Origin of the sequence: Pusillimonas sp. ANT_WB101 (genome assembly GCF_008369125.1) — a bacterium.
Taxonomy (GTDB): Bacteria; Pseudomonadota; Gammaproteobacteria; order Burkholderiales; family Burkholderiaceae_B; genus Allopusillimonas.
Genome location: NZ_VOAY01000005.1, coordinates 23,360 through 44,408 on the forward strand (window position 1 = coordinate 23,360; position 21,049 = coordinate 44,408).

The 21,049-nt window shown below is 56.0% G+C and carries 17 protein-coding genes; 7 read left to right on the plus strand and 10 right to left on the minus strand.

From position 1 onward, the window contains the following. Positions 1 to 18 precede the first annotated feature (18 nt). From argC to pmbA, 5 genes are all read right to left on the minus strand, one after another. A complete protein-coding gene (gene argC / locus FQ179_RS18645; protein WP_149398832.1) occupies positions 19 to 1,083 on the minus strand; it encodes an N-acetyl-gamma-glutamyl-phosphate reductase in 1,065 nt (354 codons plus the stop codon). 146 nt (positions 1,084 to 1,229) lie between these two features. Further along, entirely contained in the window at positions 1,230 to 1,622 is a 393-nt protein-coding gene (rpsI, locus tag FQ179_RS18650) for a 30S ribosomal protein S9 (protein WP_137237598.1), read from the minus strand. A 9-nt stretch (positions 1,623 to 1,631) separates the two neighbouring features. Further along, positions 1,632 to 2,060, minus strand: coding sequence for a 50S ribosomal protein L13 (gene rplM / locus FQ179_RS18655; protein ID WP_149398833.1), 429 nt, complete (start codon positions 2,058 to 2,060; stop codon positions 1,632 to 1,634). A gap of 267 nt (positions 2,061 to 2,327) precedes the next feature. Continuing rightward, positions 2,328 to 3,428, minus strand: coding sequence for a TRAP transporter substrate-binding protein (locus FQ179_RS18660; RefSeq protein ID WP_149398834.1), 1,101 nt, complete (start codon positions 3,426 to 3,428; stop codon positions 2,328 to 2,330). 126 nt (positions 3,429 to 3,554) lie between these two features. Next, on the minus strand, positions 3,555 to 4,922 hold the full coding sequence (pmbA, locus tag FQ179_RS18665) for a metalloprotease PmbA (RefSeq protein ID WP_149398835.1): 1,368 nt from the start codon (positions 4,920 to 4,922) through the stop codon (positions 3,555 to 3,557). A 62-nt stretch (positions 4,923 to 4,984) separates the two neighbouring features. On the opposite strand from pmbA, the gene yjgA reads away from it, so the two are divergent. Further along, the gene (gene yjgA / locus FQ179_RS18670; RefSeq protein WP_149398836.1) at positions 4,985 to 5,530 is read left to right on the plus strand and encodes a ribosome biogenesis factor YjgA; all 546 of its coding nucleotides are present in this window, start codon (positions 4,985 to 4,987) and stop codon (positions 5,528 to 5,530) included. A gap of 5 nt (positions 5,531 to 5,535) precedes the next feature. Then, complete coding sequence (locus FQ179_RS18675) at positions 5,536 to 6,210, plus strand: alpha/beta hydrolase (protein ID WP_149398837.1); 675 nt, start codon at positions 5,536 to 5,538, stop codon at positions 6,208 to 6,210. Positions 6,211 to 6,553: 343 nt separating this feature from the next. On the opposite strand, the gene FQ179_RS18680 is transcribed toward FQ179_RS18675, so the two are convergent. Further along, the gene (locus FQ179_RS18680; RefSeq protein WP_149398838.1) at positions 6,554 to 9,025 is read right to left on the minus strand and encodes a GNAT family N-acetyltransferase; all 2,472 of its coding nucleotides are present in this window, start codon (positions 9,023 to 9,025) and stop codon (positions 6,554 to 6,556) included. Positions 9,026 to 9,131: 106 nt separating this feature from the next. Here FQ179_RS18680 and gltX point away from each other — a divergent pair, with 106 nt between their 5' ends. Beyond that, entirely contained in the window at positions 9,132 to 10,547 is a 1,416-nt protein-coding gene (gene gltX / locus FQ179_RS18685; protein WP_149398839.1) for a glutamate--tRNA ligase, read from the plus strand. Between the two features lie 154 nt (positions 10,548 to 10,701). Here gltX and FQ179_RS18690 read toward each other — a convergent pair whose 3' ends face one another. Then, a complete protein-coding gene (locus FQ179_RS18690; RefSeq protein ID WP_149398840.1) occupies positions 10,702 to 11,196 on the minus strand; it encodes a hypothetical protein in 495 nt (164 codons plus the stop codon). A 434-nt stretch (positions 11,197 to 11,630) separates the two neighbouring features. On the opposite strand from FQ179_RS18690, the gene FQ179_RS18695 reads away from it, so the two are divergent. The 4 genes from FQ179_RS18695 to FQ179_RS18710 all read left to right on the plus strand — a co-directional run bounded on the left by FQ179_RS18695 (position 11,631) and on the right by FQ179_RS18710 (position 17,590). Next, positions 11,631 to 14,546: a ribonucleoside-diphosphate reductase subunit alpha gene (locus FQ179_RS18695; RefSeq protein ID WP_149398841.1), complete on the plus strand. Its 2,916-nt coding sequence runs from the start codon at positions 11,631 to 11,633 to the stop codon at positions 14,544 to 14,546. A gap of 50 nt (positions 14,547 to 14,596) precedes the next feature. Next, positions 14,597 to 15,757 carry a ribonucleotide-diphosphate reductase subunit beta gene (locus FQ179_RS18700; protein WP_149398842.1) on the plus strand — a complete coding sequence of 387 codons (1,161 nt, stop codon included), beginning with the start codon at positions 14,597 to 14,599 and terminating at the stop codon, positions 15,755 to 15,757. 157 nt (positions 15,758 to 15,914) lie between these two features. After that, positions 15,915 to 16,853 carry a histone H1-like repetitive region-containing protein gene (locus FQ179_RS18705; RefSeq protein ID WP_149398843.1) on the plus strand — a complete coding sequence of 313 codons (939 nt, stop codon included), beginning with the start codon at positions 15,915 to 15,917 and terminating at the stop codon, positions 16,851 to 16,853. A 173-nt stretch (positions 16,854 to 17,026) separates the two neighbouring features. Continuing rightward, positions 17,027 to 17,590, plus strand: coding sequence for a YggT family protein (locus tag FQ179_RS18710; protein WP_149398844.1), 564 nt, complete (start codon positions 17,027 to 17,029; stop codon positions 17,588 to 17,590). A 99-nt stretch (positions 17,591 to 17,689) separates the two neighbouring features. On the opposite strand, the gene FQ179_RS18715 is transcribed toward FQ179_RS18710, so the two are convergent. From FQ179_RS18715 to FQ179_RS18725, 3 genes are all read right to left on the minus strand, one after another. Continuing rightward, a complete protein-coding gene (locus tag FQ179_RS18715; protein WP_149398845.1) occupies positions 17,690 to 18,190 on the minus strand; it encodes a glycine zipper 2TM domain-containing protein in 501 nt (166 codons plus the stop codon). Between the two features lie 133 nt (positions 18,191 to 18,323). Next, entirely contained in the window at positions 18,324 to 19,262 is a 939-nt protein-coding gene (locus FQ179_RS18720) for a carbohydrate kinase family protein (protein WP_149398846.1), read from the minus strand. Between the two features lie 8 nt (positions 19,263 to 19,270). After that, entirely contained in the window at positions 19,271 to 21,031 is a 1,761-nt protein-coding gene (locus FQ179_RS18725) for a DUF3426 domain-containing protein (RefSeq protein WP_149398847.1), read from the minus strand. Between the last annotated feature and the right edge of the window lie 18 nt (positions 21,032 to 21,049).

Here is a 21,049-nt window from a genome sequence, read left to right on the forward strand (position 1 = left end):
GTTCCCGCCATATCGCGGTTAGGGGAGCACCGCAACCTGCTCAAGGCCAGTGGACTCCGGCAGCCCAAACATGAGATTCATGTTTTGCACAGCCTGCCCGGACGCACCTTTTACCAAGTTGTCTTGCACAACAAGAATAATGAGCTGGTCGCCACCGTCTGGCCGATGAACAGCGATACGCAAGGTGTTGGAGGCACGCACGCTACGGGTTTCGGGCACGCTACCCGCCGGCATGACATCAACGAACGCTTCATCTGCATAGCGCTGCTCGAACAACGCCTGGAAATCGGTATCGCGGGCTTCTGGCAGAATATTGACATAAATGGTCGAAAACATGCCACGGATCATGGGGACCAGATGTGGCACAAAAGTTAGCCCCACCGGCTCGCCTGCCAAGGCCTGAAGCTGCTCGGTAATTTCGGCCTGATGCCGGTGCCCGCCCAGGCCATAGGCCTTGAAGTTATCGCTGGCCTCGGAAAACATTGACCCTACCGCCAGGTTGCGACCTGCGCCCGACACACCTGACTTGCAGTCGGCAATAATGCGGCCGCAATCTACAAGCGGTTTACTACCCCCAAACAAGGGTGCCAAACCCAGCAACACGGTGGTGGGGTAGCAGCCTGGGTTACCAATAACACGGGCAGCTGCAACTTTTTCGCGATTAAGCTCAACCAGCCCGTAGGCGGCTTCGCGAAGAATGTCGGTACACGCGTGCGGCATTTTGTACCATTTCTCGAAGGCAGACGTGTCTTGCAGACGAAAATCTGCCGCCAGATCGATAATGCGCACATTGTGTTTAAGCAGTTGCTCGGCCTGGCTCATGGCCACCCCATGGGGTGTGGCAAAAAACACCACATCACACTCATGCAGGGCCGCCTTGTCGGGCGTCTGAAAGCACAGATCGGTGCGACCGCGCAGATTGGGGTACATATCGGCAACAGGGAGGCCGTCTTCTTTGCGCGAGGTAATGGCCGTCAGTTGCGCATTAGGATGTTGCGACAGCAGACGCAGCAGTTCTACACCGGTGTAGCCGGTGCCGCCCACGATGCCGACCTTGATGTGGGTTGTCGCTGCTGAAGTCATAGCCATCTCCGAAAAAAAACAATATGAATAGATTATGCAACAAGCTCGCCCGAAAATGGTAATACACCATGGCACGCCTGTATGTAATGGCAAAAACCCCGGCCTTAGCCGGGGTTTTTGGGTACTGCAAGGCCAGAGGCCCCGGATTAGCGCTTGCTGAACTGCTTGCGACGGCGCGCCTTGTGGAAGCCGACTTTTTTACGTTCGACTTCACGAGCATCGCGGGTCACGAAGCCAGCTTGCTTCAGGGGCGACTTGAGCGTTTCGTCGTAGTCGATGAGCGCACGGGTAATACCGTGACGCACCGCGCCTGCCTGACCACTTTCACCGCCACCGTGTACGTTGACGTGGAAGTCAAACGATTCGAGATGGTTGGTGAGTGTCAGGGGCTGACGAACGACCATGCGGCCGGTTTCGCGAGCGAAATATTCATCAACAGGCTTGCCGTTGACAACGATTTTGCCCGAGCCTTTTTTTAAGAACACGCGAGCCACCGAAGTTTTACGGCGGCCTGTTCCATAGTTCCAGTTACCGATCATGACCTATCCTTAGAATTCGAGCGGCTTGGGCTGCTGAGCGGAGTGCGGATGCTCGGCGCCGGCGTAAATCTTGAGCTTCTTGGCCATGGCGTAACCCAGGGGGCCTTTAGGCAGCATGCCTTTGACGGCTTTCTGCAGGGCACGGCCAGGAAAACGCTCTTGCATCTTCCGGAAGTTAGTCTCGGTGATACCACCCGGGTAATTGGAGTGCCGGTAGTATTTTTTGTCTTCATTCTTGTTGCCGGTGACGATAACATCGGCAGCGTTGATAATGACGATGTAATCACCGGTGTCAACGTGGGGCGTGAATTCGGGCTTATGCTTGCCGCGCAAACGACGTGCGACTTCGCTGGCCACACGACCGAGGACTTTGCCCTTGGCGTCAATCACGTACCAGTCACGCTTGACTTCATGCGGCTTGGCCACAAAGGTCTTCATGATGGTTCCTAATAAAAGTTGGGAAGTTTCCGAGCCTGCTAACCTGTCTAGACGTTATGATCCGCCCGTACAAAGCCTGGAAAGCCTGACATATTAGCACGTTTCAGGTACGCCCCTGGAAATTTCGTACTCATACGCAGCCAGTGCCGTAAGCAAAGCCGTGTGTGCCACACGAAAAAAAGCCTCTTTGCACAGCGCGCATGCGGTGCACAAAGAGGCTTTTGCAAGCAGCGGCAGCAGGTAACCCTGAAGCCGCCGACAGCGGGTTTAACCCTTTTTCTGGTTGGCCAGTGCCAAGCCCAGATAGTTTTCGTAAGAGTCTTCGGCCACACGGAACCATGGCACGATGCTGTCGCGGAAGCCCATGTAGTTGTCGTGAATTTTCTTGAATTGCGGGTCTTTATCGCTGAACTCTTTGAAAACCTCGTTAGACATCTTGAACGAAGCGTCCATGACATCACGCGGGAACGCCTTGAGCACGGCGCCGCTACCGATCAGCCGACGCAAGGCTGCAGGGCTGTTTGCATCGTAGTAGGCAGCCAAATTGTTACCGGCTGCGCGCGATACGATGTCAATAAGTGACTGGTAGTTTTTGGGCAGCTCGTTATATGCGCCGTCATTGATATATAGCGACACCTGCGCAGAGCCTTCCCACCAGCCTGGGTAATAGTAGTACTTGGCCACTTTCTGGAAACCAAGCTTTTCGTCATCAACCGGGCCCACGAACTCTACGGCATCAAGCGTGCCTTTTTCGAGCGACGGGTAAATGTCGCCAGGTGGAATTTGCTGAGGGATCACGCCCATACGGGAGAGCACCTCACCGGCAAAACCTGCCGTACGCATTTTGAGACCTTTGAGGTCTTCGATCGACTTGATTTCTTTACGATACCAGCCGCCCATTTGCGTGCCCGTGTTACCCATCGGGAAGTTAACGATATTGCGCGGCGCAAACAGTTCACGCAATAGCTTCAGACCGCCCGCTTCGTACACCCAGGCGTACATCTGGCGCTGGTTCAGGCCAAAGGGCACTGCAGTATCGAAGCAGAAGGAAGGATCTTTACCGTAGTAGTAGTACGAAGCGGTCTGGCCAGCTTCTACCGTACGATTACCGACGGCGTCCATAACGCCAAAGCCCGGGACAATCTCGCCTGCGGGATAAAGACGGATAGAGAAATTGCCATCAGAGGCTTCTTCTATCATTTTGCAGAATGTTTGAGCCGAGCCGAAGAGTGCGGGAAGCGAAGGTCCGAAAGTAGATGTCATCTTCCAGCTGATCTTGGGGTTGGTCTGGGCGAATGCGGGTGCCGCAACCGCTGCTCCCGCCACTGCCCCAAGGCCGGCCTTTTTTAGAAATGAACGACGTTGCATCAAAAACTCTCCTTTGGATCACTTACGACTGTAATTAGATGGATAACTTCACGGCAGATATTACACCGTGCTGCAGAATTTGTAACGTTTTGCGCAAGCAAAACGGGGCACGCAGCCCCGCCAATATTACTGACCCGCAATCGCCATCTGTTCGATGAGCACGGAGCCGGTAGACTTTGACCCGCGCGTAATCGTGTCTGCCCCGATTGCCACGATCTGTTTGAACATGTCGGCCATACTGCCCGCGATTGTGACCTCTTGCACCGCATGCTGGATCTCGCCGTTCTTGACCCAGTAGCCAAAGGCCCCTCTTGAGTAGTCACCCGTCACATAATTGACGCCCTGACCAATAAGCTCTGTTACCAGAAAGCCAGTGCCCATTTTTTTGAGCATGGCGCAAAGATCGTCATCAGGCGAAGTAAGCCGCGAGCTAAGCCTGAGGTTATGCGAGCCGCCCGCATTACCCGTGGTTTGCATGTTGAGCTTGCGCGCCGTGTACGTAGACAGAAAGTAGCCATTAAGGCTACCCGCCACCACGACATCACGGGCCCGGGTGCGCACCCCTTCGGAGTCGAACACCGAGCTGCCCATGGCACCAGGCGTGAACGGGTCTTCGGAGACGTCGAGATGATCTGCCAGCACTTGTTTGCCCAAGGAGTCAAGCAGAAAGCTGGCTTTGCGATAAAGCGCGCCACCACTGGTTGCCTGTACCAGAGCACCCAGCAGACCGATGGCCAGCGGCGCCTCAAACAGCACCGGGAAACGGCCTGTCTTGATACGACGTGCGGACAGGCGCGCCAACGTGCGTTCGGCAGCGTAGCGCCCGACAGCAGCCGGATCGGCCAGGTCGCGTGCTGCGCGGGCCGAGGTGTACCAGTAGTCACGCTGCATGTTCACGCCCTTGCCGGCAATGGGTGCAACCGACAGACCATGACGCGAATAGGGATAACCACCCATGAAACCACGGCTGTTGCCCATCACGAAATGGCCTTCAGACGTATCAACCGAAGCGCCATCAGAGTTGGTGATAAGCGGGCTGACTTCACGCGCGGCACGCTCCGCCTTGAGGGCCAGCACAGCAGCTTGTTCCGCAGAAATATCCCAGACGTGGTGAAGCTGCAGGTCGAGGAACTCAGTGGCCAGTTCGCTGGCCTCTGGCAAGCCGGCTGCGGGATCGGCGGCGGTGTAGCGCGCTATATGCCAGGCTGCTTCGACGGTTTCGCGCAGCGCCTTTGCGGAAAAATCGGACGTTGAGGCCGAACCACGCTTTTGGCCCGCATACACGGTGACATCAAGCGAGCGGTCACGCGTTTGCTCAACGGTTTCAACGTCGTTATTGCGCACGGCAACCGACAGCCCCCGGCTTTCGGAGACCTCGGCGGCGGCATCGGAAGCCCCAAGGGATTTGGCATGGGCCAGCGCGTCGCTGACCAGTTCACGAAACCAGGCCTGGTTCTGCGTGACGGGTAAAGAAGAAATAGATTGGTCGCTCATAATACTCTTTTGGGTGAGACGGTTATGATAAAGCAATTAACGAATTAGCTTTTGGCGCTGCCATGCACAATACACCTACTGAAGACACTGAATCGGGCTATGACGGCCCAAGTAAATCCCAGGTAAAGCGCGATATGCTCGCATTACTGGATCTAGGCAAAGAGATGGTTGACCTTTCTGCCTCGCAACTGAAACAGTTGCCGCTACCCGAGAAACTATATGACGCCTTGATTCTGGCACAACGCACAACAGCCCGCGAAGGGCGGCGGCGCCAGATACATTACGTCGGCAAACTCATGCGCAACGTCGATGCTGAAGCTATCCGCACCCAGATAGATGTCTGGAAAAACGGTTCACGTGAGCAGACTCGTGCCATGCACAGGCTCGAAACCCTGCGCGACATGCTGCTGCGTGACGATGCCACGCTCACTGAACTGCTACAAGAATACCCTGACGCCGATGCTCAGCATCTGCGCACCCTGATCCGCCAGGGCCGCAAAGAAACGCAGACCAATGCCGCTCTTCAGCCAGGCCAGGATCCACAGCGCAAACATTACCGGGCGCTTTTCCAGGCGCTCAAGACCCTGGACGAACAGAAGGAGAAGTAACAGAGATGAGCACAACCGCCTTACTGGAGTGCATTGAGATCGAAACGGGGCCAACCCCTCAACGGGCTGTGATCTGGTTGCATGGCCTGGGTGCCGACGGCAACGATTTTGCGCCCTTAGTGCCCGAACTGGGTCTGAATGATGTACCACCAACCCGATTCATATTCCCGCACGCACAAGTACGCCCGGTCACCATTAACCAGGGCATGGCCATGCGCGCATGGTATGACATCTTCGCCCCCGACCTGGTGCGCCGCGAAGACGACGCGGGCATACGCGAATCTGAACAGGCCATAGCAGCATTAATCGCCCGAGAGAACGAGCGTGGCATCGCCACTGACAAAATCGTGCTGGCCGGGTTCTCGCAAGGCTGCGCCATGACACTCCACACAGGTCTGCGCCTGTCGCAGAAGCTTGCTGGCATGTTGGCACTCTCAGGCTACCTGCCCCTGGCGGCAAGTGCTGAAGCCGAACGGCACGACGCCAACCGCGACACGCCGATATTTATGGCCCATGGCACCATGGACCCTGTTATCACCCTCGACCGGGCCCAAGCTTCACGCCAGGCGCTCGAGAAAATGGGTTACCCGGTCAGTTGGCACACCTACCCCATGCCGCACTCGGTATGCCTGGAAGAAGTGCAAGACATCGCTGCGTTTTTGCGCAAAGTGCTTGCCTGAAGAACCGACCAGCGCAAGACACACCGCAGCACAAACAGGCCTGTTCGTAAACGTTCGGGCCTGTTTACAATTGCGCTTGCCACTCGCCTTGCTGGCAACGCCTTCGCATGAGCAGGCACGGCCATGCGCCTGTGCCTAGCGCGAGCATGCGGGCCGACGCTCGGCAACAAGCCTGAAATCCTGCATGATGCCTTGTGCTGCGTTTGTGCCGTGCCTTGTGCCCTATGCCCTATGCCCTGTGCCCTGTGCCCTGTGCCCTATGTGCTGTGTGCTGTGTGCTGTGTGCTGTGCGTAGCATCATGCCCTACTCACCCAAAAAAACGGTGAAACCAGCAGCCCCCCACTATCGAGACTGGCTGGTTTCGCCAAGATCCAGCCAGACGCGTCGCATGCTGGGGTCTTCTTCGTCAACATCATTACGAAAACCCAGGTGCGTCATCAGGCTCAGCATAGGTCGGTTGCTGGCAAGCACGACGCCATCGATATAGGTCAGGCCCTGGTATTGCGCGGCCTCAATCAGCCCACGCATTAATTGCGCCCCCAGGCCGCGACGCTGCCAATCGTCGCCAATAACCAGAGCATATTCTGCTCCACGGCCATCGGCGTTACGCAGGTAATGCGCAAAGCCAATAATCTGCTCACGGGGATGCCCGCGATTCTCGGGGTTGGGTACCGTTACGGTCGCCACCAATGCCAGCTCACGGTCATAATCGATACGCGAGTAACGAGCCAGCATACGCGGCGTCAGCTCGCGCAGCATGGACACAAAACGCATATAACGTGACTCATCGGAAAGGCCACGAATAAATTCTTGCAACGATTCGGCGTCTTCAGGGCGGATGGGCCTAAGCATCCAGGAGCTACCATCTTTGAAGGTTTGCGGCTGCACCAGGCGGCGTGGGTATGGATGTATGGCCATGTGGCCATACCCTGATGTTTCGGGCAGCACCAGCATTGATCTTGGGCTGAGCTCTATACGCACGTTGCGCGCCTCAAGCGTGTTGTCCCGGGCATACAGTGGATCAATCGTCAGCGTTTCGAGCGTGGGCAGATCACTGACTATTTGCGATACGCACTCAAGCACTTCAATAAGGGCTTCAAGCGCCAGTGGTTCAATCTGTTTGGAAAGTGCGCGACGCCACAGGTTGCTGCGCTGAATCAATTGCCGGGCAAGATAACTATTTAACGGAGGTAGCTCAAGGGCTTTGTAGGCGACGGTTATCAACGCATCCTGACCACCCGAGCCGAATGTAATATAGGGGCCAAATTTTGGATCGCGGCGTACCCGTATGGCCATGGGCAGGCTTTCTTGGGCCGCATCACCACAGCCATCGCTGCCTGCAGATGCATAGCTCAGTGGCGCATGAAAACAATCAAGCACGCGCTGGCTTTCTTCAAACCCAAGCTGCAACCGGCGCTCCGACTCGGCCTTGCGCACCAGAGCGCGTGCCTCATCAAGCAAAGGAGGCTTACCTAGAGGCTCGGACGGCAAGGTTTGCTGAGACAAAACCTGGTTGTAGTGATACGAGGCCAGAATGCCGAAGGCATTGGCAGCCGACTCAGGCGTGCGAAAAGCCGGAGACCCTGCAGCGTCAAGAACATGACGCAATGGCCGCATGGTGGCATCGCCCAGAAAGCAGGTGATGAGCGGTTTGCGCGTCGACGGTACCATGCTGGCCAACTGCCGCGCCACACCTGGCAGGTCAGACAGCGGATCGGGCGAAAGCAGCGCCAGCACGCCGTCTACCCCCTGATCGGCCAGAAGAATTTCCATAACCTTTTTGACAGACTCGGGCGTCAGGGCCGAGTAGGTGACCACAGGGTTGCTTGAACGCGCACCTTCTTCCAGAATCTCATCAAGCGCCTTGATACTTGCGTTAGACAGCTTGGCCAGCGACACTGTGCTGCCGTCCATGACATCAATCGCAAGCTGGGAGGCTCCGCTTCCGTTTGAAAAAAGCGCAATGTGCTTACCCCGAGGACGCTGGGCATAAACCAGCACCTTCAACGCCGAGAACAACTGCACAAAGAAGCGAACCCGCACAGCGCCTGCCCGGTTCAATAAAGCGTTGAATACGGCGTCTTGTACCGATGAGTTTTCGGATTCACGGCCTACTTTAAGCACAATAACAGGCTTGACGCTGGCAGCCGCCCGCAGCGCACTGCTGAAACGGCGCGACGAGGTGGCCTCTTCGAGATACAGCGCAATACTGTCTGTGCGGGCGTCGAGTGCCAGGTATTCAAGTACCTCGGCCATATCCAGCACCGCTTCATCGCCAATGGAGATGACAGTCGAAAACCCCAGGCTGATGTCTTGCGCCCAGTCGAGAACCGCCGAAGCAATGGAGCGCGATTGTGCCACCAGCGCCACACGACCCTGCAAGGCGGAGCGCGGCTGCTCACTAAGGTTGAGACCAAGATGAGGCCGCTGTACACCTGACGAGCGTGGCCCGAGTATGACGCAGTTATTCAGTGCCGCCCATGCCCGACAGTACGCCATATCTTCGAGCGGATAGGCCGAAGGTTGATGGTGCAAAAGCAGTGAAACACACCGTGGCTGGTAAGCCCGCAACGCCTCCAGCACCTGGGGCACCTGGGTTGGAGCCACCCGCACAATGGCCTGATCAAGACGGCCTCCTTCAGGCACGCCCGCAAGCCCTGCAGGCAGGTTAACGGGCTCGTCTGCATGAGTTTGAACGTAGCTGAAGGAATTGCTAAGACGCGCAGGCGGGTTGTCGACCATGGGTAATGGCCGATCAGCAATAACCAGCACGCTGCGCGGCTCAAACAGGGCGATTAGACGGTGTCGTGGCATAGGTATGGCAGAGCTCGAACAAGATTGTCTAAGCGTACTCTAAAATAGCGGTTTGATTTCATTCCAAGCGCGCGGCCCGCGCCTGCGCATACTTTAAAGAGTAGCAATGACCACGTCCACCTCTTCCGCCATTCGCACCCGCTTTGCACCCTCGCCCACGGGTTATCTGCATTTGGGCGGCGCCCGCACCGCCCTCTTCTCATGGGCGTTTGCCAGGCACCATCAGGGCGTGTTCGTACTGCGCATTGAAGACACTGACGTCGCACGCTCAACCCCTGAAGCGGTGCAGGCCATACTTGATGGCATGCAATGGCTGGGCATGCAGCCAGACGAGGGCCCGTTCTATCAAATGCAACGCATGGATCGCTATCGCGAGGTCATTGCACAGATGCTGCAAGAAGGCACGGCCTACTACTGCTACAGCAGCCCCGAAGAGGTCGAGGCCATGCGCGAAAAAGCACGAGCTGCAGGCATGAAGCCGCGGTATGACGGCACCTGGAGACCCGAGCCCGGCAAAACCCTGCCCGCCGTGCCTGCCGACCGCAAGCCTGTGGTGCGTTTCAAAAACCCACTAGAAGGCGTAACAAGCTGGGACGACCTCATAAAAGGCCCCATCGCCATTGACAATGCCGAGCTCGATGATCTCATCATCGCCCGGCCCGACGGCACGCCTACGTATAACTTCTGCGTTGTTGTCGACGACTGGGACATGCAGATTACGCATGTGCTGCGTGGCGACGATCATGTCAACAACACGCCCAGGCAAATCAATATTTTGCGGGCGCTTAACGCCACCCTACCACAATATGGGCATTTGCCCATGATTCTCGGCCCCGACGGCCAAAAGCTCTCCAAGCGACACGGAGCCGTCAGCGTCATGGAATACGACAAGGCGGGTTACTTGCCCGAAGCCATGATTAACTACCTGGCCCGCCTGGGCTGGAGCCATGGCGACGATGAGCTGTTCAGCCGCGAGCAATTGATACAGTGGTTCGACACCCACAGCCTTACCAAGTCAGCCGCGCAATGGGACCCAAAAAAGCTTAACTGGGTCAATGCCCACTACATCAAGCAAAGCAGCGACGACGATCTTGCCGAACGCGTGGCCCCACGTATTCGCGATCTGGGCGGCGACCCTGCCGTCGTCGATCTGCGCCCAGTGATGGCGCTGCTCAAAGACCGTGCCGAAACGCTTAACCAGCTAGCCGAAGGGGCAATGCTGTTTTGTGGCCCCTACGAGCCCGCCAGTGCAGAACTGCTTGCCGAGCACGTTGATCATGCTGCACGGCTGGTGTTGAAAGACTTCGCCGCAAAAGCGTCGGTGCTGCCCGACTGGTCTGGCGATGTACTTGAAGCACTCATCAAGGCCATGCTGGTGGATCATGGCATCAAAATGCCCAAGCTGGCGATCCCGCTGCGTCTGGTTACTACCGGCAAAAAACAGACGCCCGCCATCGGGGCCGTACTGGCAATCATGGGGCGCGAACGGGTGTTGCAGCGGCTAACCGCAGCCATCGCCTGAACCTGGGTTGGTTGTAGCAGCTGCCGGCAGCTGCTACGCATAAATAAAACTGAGGCTTGTGTCCAATGCAGTCAAGACTGACGGCCACACTACCTTCTGGCCGCCGGGTAGGCCCAGGCCTAATCCGGCGTTCATTGGCCTGGAATGCGTGCACTCAGAAAGGCAAGCGATACCCCGGCGACATACGCCGTGCCTTGATCCGCGCGCCCTCTTCATTGCGCAGCGTTAGCGAGTCGCCGCCGCTGGCCTCTACGATGTAGCTGTTTTTGTATATGGGATCGTCCATGCTTACGGGCGCGCCGTTTGAAAGCAGCGTTTGCAACACCAGAGCACCTTTAATGCGCGACCAGCAGCCGGTTTCAGATAGCCCCTGAGACGGGTTTTTGCCGCGTTTCAAGAGCTCGGTGTAGGCCATGGTGCCGTCCTGGTTCAACGTGAACAAGGTGCGAAGCTCACCGTTGACGCCTTTTTGCCGCCTGACACTCAACCAATTGCCTGTAAGTGCATCGTTTTCTGCGGCAGCCTGGCACGCAGGCGGTTGCGCCTCGGGCTCGGGCGCCGGAGGCGGCTGTGTGGCGCAGCCTGCGATCACGACGGCAGCAACAAAACCAGCAACAACCCTGGCTCGACGGAAGGTAACTCTATGCATGTAGTCTTCCCTGGAAAGACGCGAGCGGCCCACCGCGCTCGCAGCCTGTAATCGTACCATCTACAGGCGCCTGATACTCAGACCACGCCAGCTAATGAACACTGGCCAATGCGTGCCGACGCAGCAAGACGAAAACCTGATCCCCTCTTCTTCCTGCGCTCGCCAGTTGCACGGAAGGCCTGCCGCGGCCACCATCGACGTCATGCCTAAAATTTACAAAAAAAACCATAAAATCAGGGCTTTTTTGTCTTGTATCGAGCATAAGCGATCACTACAATTAGTGTTTTAAAAAGCAGAAACCACAACATCTTGTGGCAAGTAGGTCAAATAGCCATCTCCATCAATATCTTGTAGCAAACACGCAGTCGGGCCTAACACCGCCCATAAAACTGATCGAGCGCAACCATGCGTGCGTTGTTATCTCAGGAGTATTCATGCAGACTCACAGCGAAACAGAGCAACCCTCCGCTCAACCCATACATTTCGCGCAATCCCCCTATCGTATCGCCAGCCGTCAATGGGATAACTTCCACATTATCCGCCGCAATGGCGCCGTGGTTATTTTTGAGCCCAACAAAATCTCCGTGGCGATTACCAAGGCTTTTCTGGCTGTACAAGGTGGCCAGAGCGCCGCCTCTGCGCGTATTCGCGAGCTGGTTGAAAACCTCACCCTTCAGGTCGTCAATGCGCTTGTACGCAATCGCCCAGGCGGTGGCACCTTCCATATCGAAGACGTACAAGATCAGGTCGAGCTGGCCCTTATGCGTTCGGGTGAGCACGACGTGGCCCGTGCCTATGTACTGTATCGTGAAAAACACGCACAAGAGCGCGCGCGCGCCAAGCAGCCTGCACAAACCAACGCTGGGCAAACCACCCTCCATGTCACTGACGACGGCGTCAAGCACCCACTCGATCTGGCCAAACTGCGGTCCACCATTGAAGAAGCCAGCGCCAACCTGCCACACGACATTGACGTTGAAACCATCCTGACCGAAACCGTCAAAAATCTCTATGACGGCATCCCGGTCGACGAAGTGTTCAAGTCTGCCATTCTTTCGGCACGGGCGCTGGTCGAAACCGATCCCGCTTACAGCCGGGTCACGGCTCGCCTGCTGCTTCACACCATCCGCAAAGAAGTATTAGGCGAAGAGGTCGCCCAGTCTGAAATGACAACGCGCTATGCGTCGTACTTTCCTCAGTTCATCAAAGCAGGCATCGAAGGCCAATTGCTTGACGCCAGGATGGCCCAGTTTGACCTCGAGCGTCTGGGTGCCGCACTCAAGGCCGAACGCGACCAGCAATTTAATTACCTGGGTTTACAAACCTTGTATGACCGCTATTTTCTGCACCTGCGTGGCCATCGCATAGAGCTGCCCCAGTTGTTTTTCATGCGCGTCGCCATGGGCCTGGCCCTCAATGAAATAGAACGCGAGGCACGCGCCATCGAGTTCTATGAAATTCTTTCGTCATTTGACTTCATGAGTTCCACGCCTACCTTGTTCAACGCTGGCACCATGCACTCACAGCTTTCGTCGTGCTATCTCACGACCGTGTCCGACGACCTTTGCGGCATTTACGACGCCATCAAAGACAATGCGCTGCTTGCCAAATATGCCGGCGGCCTGGGCAACGACTGGACGCCCGTGCGCGCCATGCGCAGCCACATCAAGGGCACCAACGGCGAAAGCCAGGGTGTCGTGCCCTTTCTCAAGGTCGTTAATGATACGGCCGTGGCTGTCAACCAGGGTGGTAAACGCAAAGGTGCCGTATGCGCCTATCTTGAAACCTGGCACCTCGACATCGAAGAGTTTCTCGAATTGCGCAAGAACACCGGTGACGAACGCCGCCGCACCCACGACATGAACACGGCCAACTGGGTCCCTGACCTCTTCATGAAGCGCGTCATGGAAGATGGCGAATGGACACTGTTCTCGCCTTCCGACACCCCCGATCTGCACGACAAGTATGGACGCGCGTTCGAAGAAGCGTATGTGGCCTACGAAGAAAAAGCAGCTCGCGGCGAACTGACACTTTACAAGAAGGTTCCTGCGCTGCAGCTATGGCGCAAGATGCTCTCCATGCTGTTCGAAACCGGACACCCCTGGATCACGTTCAAGGATGCGTGCAATGTGCGTTCGCCGCAACAACATGTGGGCGTTATACATAGCTCCAACCTTTGCACTGAGATCACGCTCAATACCAGCGAAACCGAAATCGCAGTCTGCAATCTGGGCTCGGTCAATTTGGCAGCACACCTGCGCCAAGATGCCAACGGGCACTACGAGCTTGACCACAATAAACTCGAACGTACCGTCACCACGGCTATGCGCATGCTCGACAACGTTATCGACATCAACTATTACGCCGTGGCCAAGGCGCGCAATGCCAACGTACGTCACCGTCCGGTCGGTTTGGGGGTCATGGGCTTCCAGGACAGCCTGCACATAATGCGAGTGCTATTTGCGTCCGAGGCCGCTGTCGAGTTTTCCGACCGCTCTATGGAAGCCCTCTGCTACTACGCCTACTGGGCGTCAAGCAAACTGGCGGCAGAGCGTGGCGCCTACTCCAGTTTTAAGGGCTCGCTCTGGGATCGTGGCATTCTGCCACAAGACACGCTGGCCATGCTGCGTGAAGAGCGCGGCGGCTACGTTGAAGTCAACGACAGCAGTTCACTTGACTGGAGCGCGCTGCGTCAACATATCGCCACCTATGGCATGCGCAATTCCAACTGCGTGGCCATTGCCCCCACCGCAACCATCTCCAATATCATTGGCGTGTCGCCATGCATTGAACCCAATTACCGCAATCTCTACGTCAAGTCGAACCTGTCCGGCGAGTTCACCGTCGTCAACGACCACCTGGTGCGCGACCTTAAAGAACGCAAGCTGTGGGATGAGGTCATGGTTGCAGACCTTAAATATTTTGACGGCAGCCTGGCCCGCATTGATCGCATACCTGATGACCTGCGCACGCTGTACGCCACGGCATTCGAAATCGACCCAACCTGGGTTATCGAATGCGCAGCCCGCCGTTCAAAATGGATAGACCAGGCCCAGTCACTCAATATTTTCATGGCCGGCGTATCGGGCAAGAAGCTCGACGACACCTACAAGCTGGCCTGGAAACGCGGTCTGAAAACCACGTATTACCTGCGCTCCATTGGTGCCACTAATGTCGAGAAATCAACCGGCCGTGGCGGCGAACTTAATGCCGTGCCCAGCAACAGCATGGCCATGGGCGCAGCCGTCTCTATGGCTGCCACCACCCTGCCACCACAAAAAGTTGTAGGTGCCGCATGCACCATGCGCCCGGGAGACGAGGGCTTTGAAGAATGCGAGTCTTGCCAATAGGCTTCGAGGCCAGAAACGCGCCTGCCAACAATCTACTACAGGACACCGACATGCCAAATTGGGACGACACCCCCATCACACAAGCAGCCGCCTCCACCTCTACGGTTGGCACAGCGCCAACAAAGCCGCGTATACAGGCCTTTAACGATAACGCCATGCCGGCACCATCAGCAGGCACTGGCGCGCACGCCACGGGCCGCGTACGTGTCGCTGACAAGCGCATCATCAACGGTAAAACAGACGTCAATCAGCTGGTGCCGTTCAAGTACAAATGGGCCTGGGAAAAATACCTGGCCACGTGCGCCAACCACTGGATGCCGCAAGAAATAAACATGTCACGCGACATCGCCTTGTGGAAAGACCCCAACGGGCTGACCGAAGACGAACGCCGCATCGTCAAGCGTAATCTTGGGTTTTTTGTCACGGCAGACTCGCTGGCTGCCAACAATATTGTGCTAGGCACATACCGTCACATTACAGCGCCTGAGTGTCGCCAGTTTCTGCTGCGCCAGGCCTTTGAAGAAGCCATCCATACTCATGCTTATCAGTACATTGTCGAAAGCCTCGACCTTGACGAAGGCGAGATCTTCAACGCGTACAACGAGGTTCCGTCCATCGTCGCCAAAGACGAATTTCTCATCCCCTTCATCGACGCAATTGCCGATCCGCATTTCAAAACCGGCACCACAGCAACTGATCAAACCCTGCTTAAATCGTTAATTGTTTTTGCATGCATGATGGAAGGCCTCTTCTTTTATGTTGGATTTACGCAAATTCTCGCGCTTGGCCGACAGAACAAAATGACCGGCGCAGCAGAGCAGTACATGTACATTCTTCGTGACGAATCCATGCACTGCAATTTCGGCATCGACCTCATCAATACGATCAAGCTCGAGAACCCACATTTATGGACAGTACAGTTTCGCGAAGAGGTTCGCGAACTGTTCAAACAGGCTGTAGACCTTGAATATGCTTACGCTGAAGACACCATGCCTCGCGGAGTGCTGGGTTTGAACGCATCAATGTTCAAGTCTTATCTGCGCTTTATTGCCAACAGACGTTGCCAGCAAATCGGCATCGAACCGCTGTTTTCGCAAGAAGAAAACCCCTTTCCATGGATGGCCGAAATGATCGACCTGAAGAAGGAGCGCAACTTTTTTGAAACGCGCGTAATCGAATATCAGACCGGCGGCGCACTTAGCTGGGAATAATGCTTGGAATACAGGCAGAGCTTACGTTAGACTCTAGGCGTGTAAGACACTTCGTGCATTACACGCTTGCGCCATTTGAGATGGGTCGCATCCTTTTCGTGGGGGCCATATCAAATGGGTAGACGTTCTCTTCGACTCGATCTCAAGGAGCATTACTATGGCAACAGCCACAAAGGCCGCCAAGAAAACGGCAACGAAAAAAGCTGCACCCGCCAAAAAAGAAACACCTGCAAAAAAAGTGGCTGTTAAAAAAACCGTAGCTGCCACCAAGGCCGCACCTGCCAAGAAGACAACGGCAGCCACAAAGAGCACAACGGCAAAAAAGGCCGTAGCCAAGAAAGCACCCGCTAAAACAGCCGTTGCCCAAAAGACCGCAGCCAAGAAAACCGTCGCCAAGAAAGCGCCTGCCAAAAAGGCAGTAGCCACCAAGGCTCCCGCAAAAAAAGCAGTTGCTAAAAAAGCAGTCGCTAAAAAAGCCACAGCTACCAAAACACCTGCCGCCAAGAAAGCCACAGTAGCAAAAAAGACAACTGCCGTAGCGAAAAAAGCGGTGGCCAAGAAAGCAGTCGCTAAAAAAGCGCCTGTTAAAAACACAGCAACCAAGTCACCCGTAGCCAAGAAAGCGCCTGCCAAAAAGGCAGTAGCCGCCAAGAAGGCTGCACCGGCCAAAAAATCCAGCTCGGTTGCTAAAACATCTGCGGCCAAAAAAGCCGTTGCTAAAACATCCGTTGCAAAAAAGGCGCCTGCAACTAAAGCGCCTGCAAAGAAAGCCATGACCAAGAAAACGATAGCAACCAAAGCGCCTGCAAAAAAAGCAGTTGCCAAAAAGGACGTCACCACGAAGGCGCCAGCAAAACAGGCTCCGGCTAAAAAAGCGGCAACGAAAGCCGGCGCCAAGAGCGCAGCGCCTGCGGCCGCCAAGACTACAGAAACCCCAGCCACGACAGCTAAGGCGCCGGCCCGCAAGGCGGCTCCCAAAAAAGCCAGTGTCAAGACTGAGGCCAAGGCAGCCAAAAAAACAGCTCCTGCACCTGACACTAAAAAAACCATCAACCCGGCAGCTTCCTGGCCTTTTCCGACAGGCGGTCGTCCTTAATCAATAAGGCCTTGCAAGCTTTGCAAGGCCTTATTGTGGTTGGCTGGCAAACACGGGTTTGCCATGCCTGCCCAACTGTCCGGTTAACCCAGGCAATGGGTACCTTGATGGCGGCTTTTACCCTGCCCGCCATCATGCGACAATGATGCGTTTTCATAACTTGTGGCCCCGCCATGTTCAGCGACGCATTACAGTTTCTCATCAACCTCATTTTCTCTTTGTTTGGCATCGCGCTTATTGTTCGCGCGTGGCTGTATGCAATTCGCATGCACCCATTCAATCCTTATTCACAAGCCATACTGAAACTTACTGACTGGCTGGTGCGTCCATTGCAAAAGGTACTAGGCACCGGCAATCGCATAGACTGGCCCACCTTGCTAACATGCTGGCTCACGGCTTTTGCATTGCTGATACTGTCGTTTGTAGTGGGCACGGGCCAACTACCTCCAACCAGCAGCCTGCTCCCTGCAGCGCTGGCGGCGCTGCTCAGCGTGTTTAAATGGGCTTTTAATGTCGTGCTCTGGATAACGCTGGTGCAAGCCATATTGTCTTGGGTTAACCCACTGGCACCGATAATGCCTGTGTTACACACGATGACGGCACCACTGCTTGAACCGATTCGTCGCATACTGCCAAATCTGGGCGGGCTAGACTTATCTCCGCTGGTTCTGATTGTGGTGGCGCAATTGGCCATGATGTTTATTCAGCAATTTACGCGGTCAGCTTTCGGTATTTAACGCAGTTCTGCAAGCCACTAAAACAGCAAGGCCCCACCGTATTATGCGGTGGGGCCTTGCTGTTTTAGGGTTGACACCAACCCGGTAGCTGAGCTGCTTTTAGAAAGGCACGACACGAGTGGGGCCGTTACCGCTGATCATCCGCACGCGCTGGCCGGCACTAATTGCCACGTCGGCTTCTTGCGCAACGACACGGGTTTCGCCATTGTCGAGCCTGACGGTAATTTCCAGGCCGTTTTTGCGGTTGACCTGGTTTTCAACAGCATTGCCAGCCAGAGCGCCAAGCAAACCGCCGCCTATGGTGGCAAGAACATTGCCGCGACCGCCGCCCACAGCACTGCCCGCAACACCACCCAGCGCGCCACCAGCCACGACCCCGGCACCAGAAGTTTTATCAAGCTGAATGGTAATTGGGCGGACTGACTGCACAGTGCCGACACGGACAATCTGCTCACGCTGCGCCTGGCCATAGGTGTAGACGGAAGATGAGGCACTGTTATTGGCGCAGCCTGTTACGAACGCCATAGAACCAAGCAGCGCCGCCAGCACGAGCACACGCGCTGGGCGCAGCCCCGGCTGGCGCAAATTGAAAGACTTCATGGAAAAACTCCTTAGTATCGCTAGCCCGATATTGGCTAAATAAGCTTACGTTAACAATTTGCCCGAAAAAAAAGGACGCGGCCCCGTGCGTTCGCTTCAAGGCTTAGTACGTGACCTTATCCGAATAGAGCAACTAGGGCAGGCTAAGCCCGAAATTATCGTTGAGTACGGCGTTAATATCACCCCTGGTAGGACGGTGATTCTGCGGCCCTTTGGACGCGATTTTAAGACTACCCATTACATTCGCCAAGCGGCAAGAATCGGCCAGACTCCAGTTTTTAGTCAGGCCATACAAAAGGCCGGCGCGATGTGCATCACCGCAGCCTGTCGGATCAACAACCTGTTCGGCCGTGACGGCATCAATATGCGTTTCAGTGCCGTCAGCATACAAGGTGGCGCCCTCGGCACCGCGTGTCACAACGACCGCACGCAGGGTGCCGGCTATTTCTTGCATGCTGCGGCCCGTGCGCTGCTCAACCACGCTTGCCTCGTAATCATTGGCCGTAAATATGTCGGCTAATTCAAGCATCTGGTTAAGGTCTTCGCCATTAAACAGCGGCATCGCCTGGCCCAGATCAAAAACAAAAGGTATTGCCTGCGCCTTGAGGCGCCCGGCATGAGCAAACATACCGTCTTTGGCATCAGGCGCCACAATACCCCACGCCGCCTCACAACCCGTGAGGTCATTATCTGCAGAGCGCTCCATGGCACCCGGATGAAATGAAGCGATCTGGTTGTTGTCGAGGTCTGTAGTAATAAAGCATTGGGGCGTGTACATATCAGGCAGCATGCGTACCATGCTGGTGTCTATGCCCAGGCCTTGCATGTACGCGATATAGTCAGCGGCATCTGCGCCCACGGTACCGACAGGCACCGGGTTACCGCCAAGCAACCTTAGGTTGTAGGCAATATTGCCGGCACACCCACCGTAATCTTTACGCAGGGTTGGGACAAAGAACGAAACGCTCAATGACTGAATGCCATTTGACAAAATATGATCTTTGAAATGGCCTTCAAAGACGGCAATGGTGTCGAAGGCTATAGAACCACAAATCAATACTTTGTCAGTCATTGTTTTCCTTACTGAAAAAACTTGTCAAGCTGATACCCATTGACTTTATTGTCATTGAGAACGATGGGTACACGAGCGGTTATTTCACTGCCCGCCGGAAACGGCTGGCTGGCTATATTGGCCGGCAAATAGGCTTCGGGCGGCAAGTTTCTGCGCACAACCAGCGTACCAGAGAAGTCAGTCAGCCCAAGCGCCAGCGTGGGCCACTCTTGTGGCTTGGCGTAATCATTGCGCAACGTGACCGACAAAACCATTATGTTGGGAGACCCGACGCTCTGTTCAGTTTTGCCAGACGTTGAGGCTGTTTCAGCGCGCAAGGCAGAGTTCATGATGGAGATGGCACTGATTTCACGCGAGTAAGGCACATCGCAGGCTAAGCTGGCGCACGCGGTTTCAAGCATAGGGCGCACCAGGGGAACCTGGTTGGCGATCTGGACGCGATACACATACACTAACTGAGCAAGCAGTACTGCCACACCCAGAACAGTCAGCACCCGCCAGGCAGCCCTGGCGAGCATGCTGCCCATACTACTGCGCTCATGTGTATCAGCTGCAAAATCTTGACTCTCCACGCGTACACTGCGGGGCTCAATATACACGCCGTCTGATTTTGCGCTGGTCGCCAGTGTTTCACGCGAACGGATCGGCAGTGCTGGCTCAGGCCTCTCAGAGGTGTGGCGCAGCTCTGCACCCGCAATACGCGGCTCCCGCACATCGACGACTGGTTCACGCATGCGCGCAGACGGCACTGATGCCGCAACGGGCGACGGAACCACAGTGTCAGGCTTGGGTGAGGCCACGAAATGGGGTTGTTGCGTCGCGCGAGCCGGTAATGTGTGCTCACCGAGAACCGGCTCTTGGCGCGCTCCAGACTCGACTCCTGTGACATCATAGGTGGCCGTGGCCATTGTTCGCTGACCACTTTCAGGTTCAGATGCGCTTACCCGCTGCTCGGAGCGACGCCGCACAATTGCGCCGATGCTGAATTCTGAGTCGTCAGCACCGCCAACGTTGCTGCCTGGCGCATCTTGCGATGATACGTCCGAAATAATAAAGGACGGCCCACGCCCTGCACCGGCGGTTGCGGTCGCACTGCCCGACTCCGAAATAATATGTGAAGGCGTCGACACAGCTGGAGCTGCCTGAGCCGAGATCTGATGCGTTGCTGGCCCGCTGCGGCTCTGCTCTTTTACTGTCCGCTGCAGAAGGTTTGAGTCTGAAAGGTCTTCCGACACAGAGGCTGCTCGCTGTGGCACAGCCGGTACCTGAACCACATCGTGCGTCGGTGACGAAGAAATGGTCTGCGACACCGGCGTTTCACGCCGCGACGATGCGGATACGGAAGCCACGTACTGAGGTGGTGCCGAAGGGCTGACCTCTGGCAGTGCAGCTTCGCGCTGCAGCTCCATGGGTACAGGCGTAGCGTCGGGCGGTGCCGGCGAAGGGGTAACCTCAGACGGCGCCGTTTCACGCTGTGTATCAGTGAATACGGAGGCCTTGCTGGGCAGTTGAGACGAAGAATCAGGCGCTGTAATAGCTTCGCTGGCAGCACTGGCTGGCGGCTCAGACACAGGCGGGTGCAATGGCGGCGCGGGCTTTGAAGGCGGTGTGGCAGGGTGTGCAGCAGGATCGCCAGACACAACGGCTTCATAGCCATCAAAAATATTGGCGCAGTTAATGCAGCGGATATACCCCTTACGCAACAAGAGTTGCTCGAGGCTAGCCGGAAAAGTTGTTCCGCAATGAGGGCAGCGCGTGGTCAGGTCCATAAGCGACAAGTATAGAGG